Annotated in this window: 14 protein-coding genes; 5 read left to right on the top strand and 9 right to left on the bottom strand. The window is 57.5% G+C overall.

Annotated elements, in window-relative coordinates:
• Positions 1–21 precede the first annotated feature (21 nt).
• Positions 22–1,776 (top strand): sulfite reductase subunit alpha, encoded by a 1,755-nt coding sequence (locus OXR61_RS07030; RefSeq protein ID WP_021507751.1) that lies wholly within the window; start codon positions 22–24, stop codon positions 1,774–1,776.
• A gap of 112 nt (positions 1,777–1,888) precedes the next feature.
• Here the strand turns inward: OXR61_RS07030 and sspB are convergent, their stop codons facing one another.
• From sspB to zapE, 5 genes are all read right to left on the bottom strand, one after another.
• Complete coding sequence (sspB, locus tag OXR61_RS07025; RefSeq protein WP_021507752.1) at positions 1,889–2,374, bottom strand: ClpXP protease specificity-enhancing factor; 486 nt, start codon at positions 2,372–2,374, stop codon at positions 1,889–1,891.
• Between the two features lie 3 nt (positions 2,375–2,377).
• Complete coding sequence (gene sspA, locus OXR61_RS07020; protein ID WP_021507753.1) at positions 2,378–3,019, bottom strand: stringent starvation protein SspA; 642 nt, start codon at positions 3,017–3,019, stop codon at positions 2,378–2,380.
• 329 nt (positions 3,020–3,348) lie between these two features.
• Complete coding sequence (rpsI, locus tag OXR61_RS07015) at positions 3,349–3,741, bottom strand: 30S ribosomal protein S9 (RefSeq protein WP_021507754.1); 393 nt, start codon at positions 3,739–3,741, stop codon at positions 3,349–3,351.
• A gap of 15 nt (positions 3,742–3,756) precedes the next feature.
• On the bottom strand, positions 3,757–4,185 hold the full coding sequence (gene rplM, locus OXR61_RS07010; protein WP_021507755.1) for a 50S ribosomal protein L13: 429 nt from the start codon (positions 4,183–4,185) through the stop codon (positions 3,757–3,759).
• Positions 4,186–4,423: 238 nt separating this feature from the next.
• Positions 4,424–5,551: a cell division protein ZapE gene (zapE, locus tag OXR61_RS07005; protein ID WP_021507756.1), complete on the bottom strand. Its 1,128-nt coding sequence runs from the start codon at positions 5,549–5,551 to the stop codon at positions 4,424–4,426.
• A gap of 184 nt (positions 5,552–5,735) precedes the next feature.
• Here zapE and zapG point away from each other — a divergent pair, with 184 nt between their 5' ends.
• The 3 genes from zapG to degS all read left to right on the top strand — a co-directional run bounded on the left by zapG (position 5,736) and on the right by degS (position 8,779).
• Entirely contained in the window at positions 5,736–6,140 is a 405-nt protein-coding gene (zapG, locus tag OXR61_RS07000; protein ID WP_021507757.1) for a Z-ring associated protein ZapG, read from the top strand.
• A gap of 108 nt (positions 6,141–6,248) precedes the next feature.
• A complete protein-coding gene (gene degQ / locus OXR61_RS06995; RefSeq protein ID WP_031279744.1) occupies positions 6,249–7,619 on the top strand; it encodes a serine endoprotease DegQ in 1,371 nt (456 codons plus the stop codon).
• Between the two features lie 86 nt (positions 7,620–7,705).
• Positions 7,706–8,779 (top strand): outer membrane-stress sensor serine endopeptidase DegS, encoded by a 1,074-nt coding sequence (gene degS, locus OXR61_RS06990; protein WP_021507759.1) that lies wholly within the window; start codon positions 7,706–7,708, stop codon positions 8,777–8,779.
• Between the two features lie 64 nt (positions 8,780–8,843).
• Here the strand turns inward: degS and epmA are convergent, their stop codons facing one another.
• The 3 genes from epmA to efp all read right to left on the bottom strand — a co-directional run bounded on the left by epmA (position 8,844) and on the right by efp (position 10,839).
• Positions 8,844–9,821, bottom strand: coding sequence for an elongation factor P--(R)-beta-lysine ligase (gene epmA, locus OXR61_RS06985; RefSeq protein ID WP_267411554.1), 978 nt, complete (start codon positions 9,819–9,821; stop codon positions 8,844–8,846).
• 164 nt (positions 9,822–9,985) lie between these two features.
• A complete protein-coding gene (locus OXR61_RS06980) occupies positions 9,986–10,120 on the bottom strand; it encodes an entericidin A/B family lipoprotein (RefSeq protein ID WP_031279745.1) in 135 nt (44 codons plus the stop codon).
• Between the two features lie 152 nt (positions 10,121–10,272).
• On the bottom strand, positions 10,273–10,839 hold the full coding sequence (efp, locus tag OXR61_RS06975; protein ID WP_021507762.1) for an elongation factor P: 567 nt from the start codon (positions 10,837–10,839) through the stop codon (positions 10,273–10,275).
• 40 nt (positions 10,840–10,879) lie between these two features.
• Between efp and epmB the strand changes: the two genes are divergently transcribed.
• A complete protein-coding gene (epmB, locus tag OXR61_RS06970) occupies positions 10,880–11,908 on the top strand; it encodes an EF-P beta-lysylation protein EpmB (RefSeq protein WP_031279746.1) in 1,029 nt (342 codons plus the stop codon).
• A 145-nt stretch (positions 11,909–12,053) separates the two neighbouring features.
• On the opposite strand, the gene OXR61_RS06965 is transcribed toward epmB, so the two are convergent.
• Positions 12,054–12,401: a DUF4156 domain-containing protein gene (locus tag OXR61_RS06965; protein ID WP_021507764.1), complete on the bottom strand. Its 348-nt coding sequence runs from the start codon at positions 12,399–12,401 to the stop codon at positions 12,054–12,056.
• Positions 12,402–12,589 lie beyond the last annotated feature (188 nt).

Genomic DNA, 12,589 nt, shown 5'->3' with positions numbered 1-12,589 from the left:
ACGGTTTGAGTACTGATATCCATGAAGATTCCTTACATTCCTGAAGACGCGCCGTTTAACGGCGAACAGAAATACTGGCTGGCGGGGTTTCTCGCCGGTCTCCACTCGCGCCTGCTGGTATTAGAAGACAAGCAGACCGCACCGGCAGCGGGCGCCAGTGCCACCACCCAGCTGCATATTCTGTTTGGCTCCCAGACCGGTAACGCCGAAGCGCTGGCGCAGACCGCAGCCAAAGCGGCGCGCGCTAAAGGCCTGGTGCCGGTAGTGCAGGCGCTGGGTGAAGTGGATCTGGATGTGTTCGCCACCATGCGTCATGTACTGATCGTCACCTCCACCTACGGCGAAGGCGAAATGCCAGACAACGCACAGCTGTTCTGGCAGGCCATCTCAGCCAGCACCGCGCCGCGTCTGGAGCAGATGCACTTTGCCGTGCTGGCAATCGGCGATACCGGCTACGACGGTTTCTGCCAGGCCGGTAAGTTCATTGATATGCGCCTGGAGCAGTTGGGGGCGAAACGCGTAGTGGATCGCATCGACTGCGACATCGATTACGAAGAGCCTTCCAGCGAGTGGATTGGCAGTGCCATGCCACAGTTTGCCGCCAGCGCGGGCAGCAGCGGCACGGTGCTGGAGAGCGCGCCGGAAGCGCCGGTGATCCCGGGCAGCAACAAGCAAAACCCGTACGCGGCGGCGCTGGTGACTAATAAGCGTCTGTCCGGCGAGCAGTCCGCCAAAGATATCCGTCACTTCGAATTTGACCTGAGCGACAGCGGCCTGAAATACGAAGCCGGTGATGCGCTGGGCGTGATCCCGGTGAACGATGCCGGGCTGGTGAGCCTGCTGCTGAGCGAGCTGAAAGCCGACTACGAAACCCCGGTGCCGGGCTTTGACCGTAACCTCGGCGATCTGCTGACCTATCAGTTTGAGATTTCTGAGCCGTCGCGCAAGCTGATTGAGTGGGTCGGACAGCACACCACCAACCAGGAGCTGCTGCACGTCCTGCAGCACGACGATAAAGACACGCTGGCCAACTGGCTGTGGGGCAAAGATACGCTGGATCTGCTGCAGCTCGAGCTGAAGCGCAGCCTGTCGGTGCCGGAGCTGGTGGCGATGCTGCGTCCGCTGCAGCACCGTGCTTACTCCATTTCGTCCAGCTCGAAGGCGCACCCTAACCAGGTGCATCTGACCATCGCTTCCGTGCGCTATCACAGCGGTGGCCGCGAGCGTAAAGGCGTGTGCTCAACCTATCTGGCTGAACGCGTGCGTCGCGGAGAGAAGCCGGCGATCTTTATTTCGCCGAACAAAGCGTTCCGCGTGCCGGCGAACAATAACGCCCCGCTGATCATGGTCGGTCCGGGTACCGGCATCGCGCCGTTCCGCGCCTTCCTGCAGGAGCGCCAGGCGACCGGTGCTGAAGGTAAAAACTGGCTGTTCTTTGGCGACCAGCATCAGGAACATGATTACATTTACGCGGATGAGCTGGCGGGCTGGCAGCAGAGCGGTCTGCTGACGCATCTCGACCTGGCCTTCTCCCGCGATCAGGAAGAGAAGATTTACGTGCAGAACCGCATGCTGGAGAAAGGCGCTGAGCTGTACGCCTGGCTGCAGGAAGGCGCCTACTTCTACGTCTGTGGCGATGCCTCACGCATGGCGAAGGACGTCGACGCCGCGCTGTATGAAGTGGTGCGTCAGTTCGGTGGTCTTTCCAGCGAGCGTGCCGCAGCCTATATCGATCAGCTGAAGAAAGATAAGCGTTATCTGCGCGACGTTTATTAAGATCGGTACAAAGGGAGCGCTACGCTTCCTTTGGTCTGCTGCGCGCTAAGCCGCGCCGCGACACAGGCATAAAAAAAACGGGCTAATCAGCCCGTTTTTTATTTTCCGCGATTTACTTCACTACGCGCAGTGAAGGACGTCCACCGCGCGGCGGCGGTTCATCATCCGGTGAAGAGTCGTCATCCGTCGCATCGTCCGGACGGTCACCATCAATCACCGACATCAGCGTCTCTTCCTGGCCGCCTTCCTGCTCGTCGCCGGACAGCTCATAAGCAGGCTCCGGTTCGAACATGGTGCCGGCGCCGTTTTCGCGCGCGTAAATCGCCAGCACCGCAGCCATCGGCACGGATACCTGGCGCGGCACGCCGCCGAAACGCGCATTGAAGCGCACCTGATCGTTGGCAAGCTCAAGGTTACCCACCGCGCGCGGTGCGATGTTCAGGACAATCTGTCCGTCACGAGCGTACTCCAGCGGCACCTGTACGCCAGGCAGATTGATATCCACCACCAGATGCGGCGTCAGCTGGTTGTCGAGCAGCCATTCATAAAAGGCCCGCAGCAGATAGGGACGGCGGGCAGTAAGTTGCGACATTTCCATAGATTAGCCCCGGGCTTGCAGGCGCATTTCACGTTCGGCTTCCGTCAAAGAAGCGAGGAAGGAGTCACGTTCAAATACGCGCGTCATGTAGCCTTTCAGCTCTTTCGAACCTGCGCCAGCCAGATCCACACCCAGCTGCGGCAGACGCCACAACAGCGGCGCCAGATAGCAGTCAACCAGGCTGAACTCTTCGCTCATAAAGAACGGCGTACGTGAGAACAGCGGCGCAATGGCCAGCAGCTCTTCGCGCAGTTGCTTGCGCGCGGCATCGGCTTCGGCACCGCTGCTGGTTTCAATGGTACGCATCAGGCTGTACCAGTCCTGCTCAATGCGGTGCATCATCAGACGGCTTTCACCGCGCGCGACCGGATAAACCGGCATCAGTGGCGGATGCGGGAAACGCTCATCAAGGTATTCCATGATGATGCGGGATTCATACAGCGTCAGTTCACGGTCGACCAGCGTTGGCACAGTGCGATACGGGTTGAGGTCAATCAGATCCTGCGGCAGATTATCCGTTTCAACCTGCTCGATCTCCACGCTGACGCCCTTCTCAGCCAGCACGATACGTACCTGATGGCTGAAAATGTCAGTCGGACCAGAAAACAGCGTCATTACCGAACGTTTGTTGGCAGCGACAGCCATGAAAACCTCCAAGTTTGTTCACAAAAAAATACTGCGAATAGCCAACCACGCGGCGACTCACCTGCTCATCAGATTCGCACACAGCCGGGCGTTACGGGCATTGTCCGGTCGTCCCGACAGGAGCAGTATGCACAACGCCGCGACTCGCGGGCGCAAAGTGTCAGTCAGTTTACCAGATTTTAAGCAGCTTGTGGGGCGGGGATAATCATTTGCGGGCAAAATGCGGGTAAAGCTCGCGTTTTTGCGCTGAAAAAGCCGCGATTCAGGCAATAAAAAACCCGCCGAAGCGGGTTTTTTGAGCCAATTGTAACTGCCGAAGCAGCCAGCAATTAACGCTTGGAGAACTGTGGACGACGGCGTGCTTTACGCAGACCGACTTTCTTACGTTCAACCTGACGCGCGTCACGGGTAACGAAGCCCGCTTTACGCAGTTCAGAACGCAGAGACTCGTCGTATTCCATCAGAGCGCGGGTGATACCGTGACGGATCGCACCAGCCTGACCAGAAATACCACCACCTTTAACGGTGATGTACAGGTCCAGTTTACCAACCATATCAACCAGCTCCAGCGGCTGACGCACGACCATGCGTGCAGTCTCACGACCGAAGTACTGCTCCAGAGAGCGCTGGTTAATTACGATGTTACCGCTACCCGGCTTGATAAAGACGCGAGCGGCAGAGCTTTTGCGGCGACCAGTGCCGTAGTTTTGAGTTTCAGCCATTGCCTATAATCCCGATTAAATGTCAAGAACTTGCGGTTGCTGCGCCGCGTGGTTGTGCTCGTTACCTGCGTAAACTTTCAGTTTACGGTACATAGCACGACCCAGTGGGCCTTTTGGCAGCATGCCTTTAACCGCGATTTCAATCACACGCTCAGGACGGCGTTCGATCATCTCTGCAAAGGTCGCTTGCTTGATACCACCGATGTGGCCAGTGTGGTGATAGTAAATCTTGTCGTTACGCTTGTTGCCGGTTACAGCAACTTTGTCAGCGTTCAGAACGATGATGTAATCACCGGTATCAACGTGCGGAGTGTATTCCGCTTTGTGCTTACCACGCAGACGGCGCGCCAGTTCAGTCGCCAGGCGACCCAGGGTTTTGCCAGTTGCGTCAACAACATACCAGTCACGCTGTACGGTTTCTGGTTTAGCTGTAAAAGTTTTCATTGAAAAGCTTACCCAAATAAAAGTTACACGTTGGTGAAATCCCAAACGCTAAGTTAACGATTGAGGCTCACACGACCAATTCGCCCAGCAAGCCCACCCCCTCAGGTAGAGTTACCGGATCACACAGTTTTCCGGGAAAAGAAAGCCTGTGCTGTAACGTGGGGTCGCAAGATTATAGAGAAGTCGAATCTAAAGATCGACTCTTTTTGCGCCCGAAGCGGTGATTTCTGTTTGCCCCTCAGGGCAGGTGCGGCAGGCGAAGATACTCCTCGCTCTGCATCTCCTGCAGGCGCGACAGACAGCGCTGATATTCGAATTTCAGCCGCGTGCCCTGATAGATTTCAAACAGCGAGGTTTCTGCCGCCACCACCAGCTTGACGTGGCGCTCGTAGAACTCATCCACCAGCGCGAGGAACCGCCGCGCCTGGTCTTCCGTTTTGTAAATCATCACCGGCACATCGTACAGCAGCACGCTGTGGAAGCGGCGCGACAGCTCGATGTAATCGTGCTGGCTGCGCCCTTCACCGCACAACGCGAGGAAGTTGATGGCCAGTACGCCTTCGTGAACGCCGAGCGTCGGCAACTGGCGATGGTTAATCTCCAGCACCGGCGCGTCGCCGCGCGGTTTACCGGACAGCGCGCTGAACATGCGCTCCATCTCCGCGTGCGTCGCGTCGTTAAGCGGGAAATTCCACAGATGGGCCGATGTCAGGGTGCGCAGGCGATAATCAATGCCGGCATCGACATTCATCACATCGCAGTGGCGCTTGATCTGCTCGATAGCCGGCAGAAAACGCGCCCGCTGCAGGCCGTTGCGGTACAGCTCATCCGGCGGAATGTTGGAGGTCGCCACCAGCGTAATGCCGCGGGCAAACAGCGCTTCCATCAGGGTACCAAGCAGCATTGCGTCGGTAATGTCGGAGACAAAAAACTCGTCGAAACAGAGAATATCGGTTTCCGCTTTGAAACGGTCAGCGACAATCAGCAGCGGGTCGCTGTGGCCCTGCAGCTGCGTTAACTCTTCGTGCACGCGCAGCATGAAGCGATGGAAATGCAGACGCAGTTTGCGATCGCCAGGAATAGACTGAAAAAACAGATCCATGACCCAGGTTTTACCGCGCCCGACGCCGCCCCACATATACAGGCCACGCACCGGCGCCTCATGGCTCTCCGGTGCTTTATTCATCAGCTTTGATAAGCGGCCAAACAGCCCTTTAGACGCTGGCTGCGGCGGCTGCTGGCGGGCAATCAGGCCTTGCTGGATGCGATCTAAACGGGTGATGGCGTCACGTTGTACATCGTCCGGACGAAACTCGCCCTGCGACAGCGCCTGCTCATAGCGCGCAAGCGGAGATGAGGTTTGCATGGTTCTCTCAGAATCCCTGAAAAAGTCCGATTCACGTGTCGGTTGTCGAAAATTAGGCCGCTCTACACTAAGCGATACAGCCCGAGGATTCCACTTCCGATGGATTAACGGGTATAGTGGCTACTATTGAAGTTGAAACAGAAGCAATGCCCTACGAAGCAACGGAAATTACACGGGAGTCATTATGACCTGGGAATACGGGCTGATTGGTTTAGTGATTGGCATTATTGTCGGCGCGGTAGCGATGCGTTTTGGCAACAAAAAGCTGCGTGAGCAGCGCAGCATGCAGTACGAACTGGAAAAATCCAAAGCGGAGCTGGCGGATTACCGCGAAGAGCTCACCAACCACTTTGCGCGCAGCGCAGAGTTGCTGGACAACATGGCGCGCGACTATCGCCAGCTGTATCAGCACATGGCGAAAGGATCGAATGACCTGCTGCCAAATCTGCCGGGCGAGAAAAACCCGTTTGCTTACCAGCTGACGGAAGCCGAGGCCGATAACGACCAGGCGCCGGTGCAGATCCCGCGCGACTACTCTGAAGGCGCATCGGGCCTGCTGCGCAGCGGCGAACGCACCACCCGCAGTTAATCCTTTTGGGGCACAGCATGGCTGTGCCCTTTTTGTTTTCCGAACGCTTATTACCAATAACTGTCACACTTCTTTTATCCCCCTTTTCGCAGCGAGAGCGTCATAGCAATGAAAAAACCAGCACGACTGTTAAGCGCATTAGCCTTGAGCATTGGGATGAGTCTGGCGGCGACGCCGGGTGCCATGGCCACGTTGCCGGCACAGATTCAGGGACAAGCACTGCCAAGCCTGGCACCGATGCTGGAAAAAGTGCTGCCGGCGGTGGTCAGCGTGCATGTCGAGGGCACCGACAGCGGTCAGCAGGGCCAGGATATTCCCGAGCCGCTGAAGCGCTTCTTTGGCCAGGCACCCGGGCAGTCTCAGCCACAGCCGTTTGAAGGACTGGGTTCCGGCGTCATCATCGACGCAGCTAAAGGCTACATTCTGACCAACAATCACGTGGTAAACGGTGCGGATAAAATCAGCGTGCAGCTGAGTGATGGCAACGAATATGACGCAAAGCTGATTGGTCATGACGAGCAAACCGACATCGCGCTGATTCAGGTAGAAGGCGCAAAAAACCTCACGCAGGTGAAAATTGCTGATTCTGACGCGCTGAAAGTGGGTGATTTCGCCGTGGCGATCGGCAACCCATTCGGCCTCGGCCAGACGGCGACGTCCGGCATTATCTCGGCGCTGGGCCGCAGCGGGCTGAATCTGGAAGGGCTGGAGAACTTTATTCAGACCGATGCCGCCATCAACCGTGGTAACTCTGGCGGCGCGCTGGTGAACCTCAACGGCGAGCTGATCGGCATTAACACCGCCATTCTGGCGTCGAGCGGCGGCAACATTGGTATTGGCTTTGCTATCCCCAGCAACATGGCGATGAACCTGGCGCAGCAGCTGATTCAGTTCGGCGAAGTGAAGCGCGGTCAGCTCGGGATCAAAGGGACAGAAATGACCGCCGATATCGCGAAAGCATTTAACGTCGATGCGCAGCGCGGAGCATTTGTCTCTGAAGTGCTGCCAAAGTCGGCGGCGGAACAGGCGGGCATCAAAGCGGGCGACATCATTACCGCCATTAACGATAAGCCAATTACCAGCTTTGCCGAGCTGCGGGTGAAAGTCGGCACCACGCCGCCAGGCCAGCAGGTGAAAATCGGTCTGCTGCGCGATGGCAAACCGCTGACGGTGACCGTAACGCTGGAACAGAGCGCGCAGAGCACCGCCAGCGCCCAGCTGATGTCGCCAGCGCTGCAGGGCGCCACGCTCAGTGACGGCAATACCAAAGCCGGCGATAAAGGAGTCAAAGTCGATACCATCGAAAAAGGCACGCCGGCAGAACAGGTTGGCCTGCAGAAAGACGATGTGATTGTCGGCGTTAACCGTACGCGGGTGCAAAGCCTCGCCGAGATGCGCAAAGTGCTGGAGGGCAAACCGCCGGTACTGGCGCTGAACGTGGTGCGCGGCGACGAGAGTATTTACCTGCTTCTGCGATAATCCTCGCAACGGGCGGACAAGCAGGTGTTTGTCCGCCCTTCTCGTGCTATTCTGCCCTGCGATCAACTCTTGCCTGAAATAACACCATGTTTCTTAAACTTTTACGTTCTGTGGTGATGGGCCTGATCGTGGCAGGTTTACTGCTTGTCGCGATCCCGGCGCTGCGAATGGGCAGCAACGTCACCTTTGATCACGACAGCAGCGCCGATGAAGCGCCCTTCAGTTTCAATCAGGGCGTGCGCCGTGCTGTGCCGGCGGTGGTCAACGTCTATAACCGCAGCGCGCACGGCAACAATAATCGCGGCATTACCACGCTCGGTTCCGGCGTCATCATGAACGCGAAAGGCTACATCCTCACCAACAAACATGTCATCAATAACGCTGACCAGATTATCGTCGCGCTGCAGGACGGACGCTTTTTTGAAGCGACGCTGGTGGGCTCCGACGCCATGACCGATCTGGCGGTGTTAAAAATCAGCGCCTCTAATCTGCCGGTAATCCCGATCAACGCCAAACGTGTCGCGCATATTGGTGATGTGGTGATGGCGATTGGCAATCCGTACAACCTCGGCCAGACGGTCACCCAGGGCATCATCAGCGCCACCGGTCGCATCGGTCTGAGCTCCTCCGGTCGGCAGAACTTCCTGCAAACCGATGCCTCGATCAACCAGGGGAACTCCGGCGGCGCGCTGATTAACTCACTGGGCGAACTGATGGGCATCAACACGCTGACCTTCGACAAAAGCAACGACGGCGAAACCCCGGAAGGCATTGGTTTTGCCATTCCGACCGCGCTGGCGACCAAAATTATGGATAAGCTGATTCGCGATGGCCGGGTGATCCGCGGTTATATCGGTATTACCGGGCGCGAGCTGCCGCCGCTGCACGGTCAGGGCAGCAACCTTGATCGGGTGCAGGGCATTATTGTCAGCGAAGTGACGCCGGGCGGTCCGGCGGATCGCGCCGGCATTCAGGCCAATGATGTCCTGCTGCAGGTAAACGGTAAGCCGGCGCTGTCCGCGCAGGAGACCATGGACCAGGTGGCGGAAATCCGCCCGGGATCGGTGATTGATGTGCAGGTGCTGCGCAATGAGCAGAAGATGACGCTGCCGGTTACCATCCAGGAGTTTCCGGAAGCGGCCAATAATACCTCGCCGTAAACGCACCCGGCCGCGGACAGCGCCATCGCTGAGCCGCGGCCGGGTGTGCAGAACCACGGCGTAACTAGCTGCGATCGACCGGGAAAGCGATCACCTCACTGAGCGCATCGGCCTTCAGCGCCAGCATAATCAGGCGATCGACGCCCAGCGCCACGCCGGAACAGGCCGGCATGCCGTGCGCCAGCGCATCCAGCAGGTAAGTATCAATCGGATGCTGTGGCAAACCGCGCGCGGCGCGACGACGATTATCCTGCTCAAAGCGCTGACGCTGTTCACGGCTGTCGGTCAGTTCGCGGAAACCGTTGGCCAGCTCCACGCCTTTGTAATAGACCTCAAAACGCTCTGCCACGCGGTGATCTTCGGTACTGATCTCCGCCAGCGCCGCCTGACTGGCCGGGAAGTGATAGACGAAGCACGGCTTATCGAGACCAATTTTCGGTTCCACGCCCAGCATAAACAGCAGCTGCAGCAGCGTGTCGCGATCGTCTTCGCGATTCGCCAGCTCGCCCTCACCCAGCTTTTCCGCCGCTTCGCGCAGCTGCGCCTTGTCCGCCGACAGCGGATCGATCTCCAGATGACGGATAAACGCCTGCTGATACGATAGCGATTCGGCGCTGTCGCACTCCAGCACCTGCTGCAGCAGGTCGTCGACTTCGTTCATCAGCCGATACATGTCGTAGTGCGGCCGATACCACTCCAGCATGGTGAATTCTGGATTATGGTGGCGCCCGGCCTCTTCATTACGGAAGCAGCGCCCCATCTGATAAATCGGGCCGCTGCCCGCCGCCAGCAGGCGCTTCATGTGATATTCCGGACTGGTCATCAGCCACAAATCGCGCCCGTCTGCCGCGCCAGGTCCGACGAAGCGCGTCTGGAATGGCACCAGATGGATGTCGGTGATCGTCGCCTGGCTCATGGCAGGCGTATCCACTTCCAGTACGCCGCGATCGGCAAAGAAACGCCGGATTTCCGCCAGGATGGCGGCGCGTTTCAACAAATTGGCAATGGGTGCGCTCGGCTTCCAGCTTGCCGTTTCGCTCATGGTGATGACTCCTTATACAGACAAGGGGAGGAAGTCTACCCGTATTGCTGACGGCAAACAACGGCACCGCCGTCGCGGCAGGCAGTTTCAGAAATCACAGGTGCTGGCAGGACAACTGGAGGAAGAGAAAGCCGGTACGAAAGCAGGTTTCGCACCGGTTTTAGTTACTGCGCGCTGCGCTGAATTGCCTGACCGCCCGCTTCAACATCTTCGCCTACACCACGCGTGGTGTTACAGGCTGAAAGCAGCGAGGAAAGCACCAGTACCGAGAAAATCGCGACAATACTTTTCTTTAACATAGCCATATCCTTGTTGGTTGCAGTAAAAGTACAGCTTTTAAAGCATAGACCGGATACGCCATGATGGCGGTTAAGCTGCTGAAAAAAGACGCGGTGCGGGGATGAGCGCGGAAATAAAAAAAGGCGCATCGATGATGCGCCTGATTTGACGATTATTTTACGCGGGAAACGTATTCGCCAGAGCGGGTGTCTACTTTTACCACTTCGCCAATCTGTACGAACAGTGGCACTTTGATCACGGCGCCGGTAGACAGCGTCGCTGGCTTGCCGCCGGTACCGGCAGTATCACCTTTCAGACCTGGGTCAGTTTCGGTGATTTCAGCTTCGATGAAGTTCGGTGGCTGAACGGCGATCGGTTTATCGTTCCACAGGGTTACGATACACTCGGCGTTGTCCTGCAGCCATTTGGTCACGTCGTCCAGTACCTTGGCTTCAACCTGATACTGTTCGAAGGTTTCCGGGTGCATGAAGTAGAAGAAGTCACCGTCGTTGTAGGAGTACTGCAGCGTCATGTCACGCACGTCTGCGCCTTCGGCGGAGTCGGTAGACTTGAAGGTTTTCTCAACGCGTGAACCGGTCAGCAGACGACGCATTTTAACACGTGCAAACGCCTGGCCTTTACCCGGCTTAACGAATTCACTGGATTCGATGGCATACGGTTCGCCTTCGAACATGATTTTAAGACCGGCACGAAAATCGTTGCTAAGATAAGTCGCCATAAAGGCCCTCTGTAGATATTAACTGGTAATAGCCAAAAAAATGGCACACATTGTAACCCTAAATCCCCCCGTCAGAGAAGATTGGTTGCAGCAACTTGCTGATGTTGTCACCGATCCTGCTGAATTACTGCAACTTTTAGCCCTCGAAAACCACGCAGATCTGGCAGCCGGGAGCGAAGCACGCCGTCTGTTCGCCCTGCGCGTACCGCGCGCCTTTATTCAGCGCATGCAGCGCGGCAATGCGCAGGACCCGCTGCTGCTGCAGGTGCTGACCAGCCGTCAGGAGTTTACCGATGCGCCAGGCTACAGCACCGATCCGCTCGATGAGCAGAGCAGCGTGGTGCCGGGCTTACTGCATAAGTATAGAAACCGCGCGCTACTGCTGGTCAAGGGCGGCTGCGCGGTGAACTGTCGCTACTGCTTCCGCCGGCATTTCCCCTATCAGGATAATCAGGGCAACAAGCGCAACTGGCAGGCGGCGATTGATTACATTGCCGCCCATCCCGAGCTGGACGAGATCATCTTCTCCGGCGGCGATCCGCTGATGGCGAAAGATCAGGAGCTGGCGTGGCTGATTGGCGCGCTGGAAAACATTCCGCACCTGAAACGCCTGCGCATTCACAGCCGGCTGCCGGTAGTGATCCCGGCGCGCATTACCGAAGGGCTATGCCAGCTGCTGGCGGATACGCGTCTGCAGGTGCTGCTGGTCAGCCACATCAACCACGCGCAGGAGATTGACGAGGCGCTGCGCGAACGCATGCAGAGGCTTAAACGCGCCGGCGTCATCCTGCTGAACCAGAGCGTGCTGCTGCGCGGCGTTAATGACGATGCGCAGATCCTCGCACAGCTCAGCAATGCGCTGTTTGATGCTGGCATCCTGCCCTACTATTTACATGTGCTGGATAAGGTGCAGGGTGCGGCGCACTTCTTTGTGCCGGATGAACAGGCGCGGGCGCTGGTGCGGCAACTGCTGACCATGGTATCGGGCTATATGGTGCCGAAGCTGGCGCGGGAAATTGGTGGTGAGCCGAGCAAAACGCCGCTGGATCTGCAGCTGCGTCAGGAGTGACGTTCCCTGCCAGCTGCCCGGTGCGCATGAATGCGCACCCTACAGTCGGCGCCATCACCGCAGGAGCCATTGATGGCGACCACGCAGGGACTGAACTCAAAAACAAAAAAGCCGCTCTCGCGGCTTTTTTATTGCTGCTCTGCCATTACGGGCACTTATACACCTGACCCGACATTTTGCTGTCGAGCGGGGCAAAGGCAGACAGCAGGTTCTGCGTCGGGCTGGTGGCACCATAAATTACGTTGCCGCCCATCTCCGCTGCGCGGTTACGCAGGTCGTTGGCCGCACCGCGCAGTGAACTGCCTTCACCGCCTGAGCCGGTCAGCCAGTTGCTCTGCGAGCCGGTAACATTGCCCAGCAGCTGACATTGGCTGCCTGGCTGTTGATCAACAAAGGTGACACGTTCGCCGGCGGCACTCAGTTGGTTGGAGGTGCTACAGCCCGCCAGCAGTAAGGTACCGACTGCCAGTCCGAGCGAGAGGTTAATCCGCATTATAATCCCCATTTATTATCATCAGTGTCGGGCGGCAGCGTAGCAGAAAAGCGCACATTTTTTCTGAACATTCATTGCCCTAAACCCGCAAAGCCGAAGTATTGTGCCCTTACTTATACCTTGTTCGCCGGCAAAAGAAAAACCCCCGACCGTTTCCGATCGGGGGTTTCTCAACAGCTCAGACGTTC

The sequence above is a fragment of the Pantoea sp. GM_Pan_4 genome, assembly GCF_026541005.1.
Classification (GTDB): domain Bacteria; phylum Pseudomonadota; class Gammaproteobacteria; order Enterobacterales; family Enterobacteriaceae; genus Pantoea; species Pantoea dispersa.
This window is presented reverse-complemented; position numbering and strand designations above follow the sequence as displayed.

Bases quoted from the DNA above. Each gene is read 5' to 3' on its own strand.
- efp (WP_021507762.1), bottom strand. From the start codon at position 10,839: ATGGCGACTTATCTTAGCAACGATTTTCGTGCCGGTCTTAAAATCATG.
- rplM (WP_021507755.1), bottom strand. From the start codon at position 4,185: ATGAAAACTTTTACAGCTAAACCAGAAACCGTACAGCGTGACTGGTAT.
- rpsI (WP_021507754.1), bottom strand. From the start codon at position 3,741: ATGGCTGAAACTCAAAACTACGGCACTGGTCGCCGCAAAAGCTCTGCC.
- OXR61_RS06980 (WP_031279745.1), bottom strand. From the start codon at position 10,120: ATGTTAAAGAAAAGTATTGTCGCGATTTTCTCGGTACTGGTGCTTTCC.
- degS (WP_021507759.1), top strand. From the start codon at position 7,706: ATGTTTCTTAAACTTTTACGTTCTGTGGTGATGGGCCTGATCGTGGCA.
- OXR61_RS06965 (WP_021507764.1), bottom strand. From the start codon at position 12,401: ATGCGGATTAACCTCTCGCTCGGACTGGCAGTCGGTACCTTACTGCTG.
- degQ (WP_031279744.1), top strand. From the start codon at position 6,249: ATGAAAAAACCAGCACGACTGTTAAGCGCATTAGCCTTGAGCATTGGG.
- zapE (WP_021507756.1), bottom strand. From the start codon at position 5,551: ATGCAAACCTCATCTCCGCTTGCGCGCTATGAGCAGGCGCTGTCGCAG.
- epmB (WP_031279746.1), top strand. From the start codon at position 10,880: ATGGCACACATTGTAACCCTAAATCCCCCCGTCAGAGAAGATTGGTTG.
- OXR61_RS07030 (WP_021507751.1), top strand. From the start codon at position 22: ATGAAGATTCCTTACATTCCTGAAGACGCGCCGTTTAACGGCGAACAG.
- sspA (WP_021507753.1), bottom strand. From the start codon at position 3,019: ATGGCTGTCGCTGCCAACAAACGTTCGGTAATGACGCTGTTTTCTGGT.
- zapG (WP_021507757.1), top strand. From the start codon at position 5,736: ATGACCTGGGAATACGGGCTGATTGGTTTAGTGATTGGCATTATTGTC.
- epmA (WP_267411554.1), bottom strand. From the start codon at position 9,821: ATGAGCGAAACGGCAAGCTGGAAGCCGAGCGCACCCATTGCCAATTTG.
- sspB (WP_021507752.1), bottom strand. From the start codon at position 2,374: ATGGAAATGTCGCAACTTACTGCCCGCCGTCCCTATCTGCTGCGGGCC.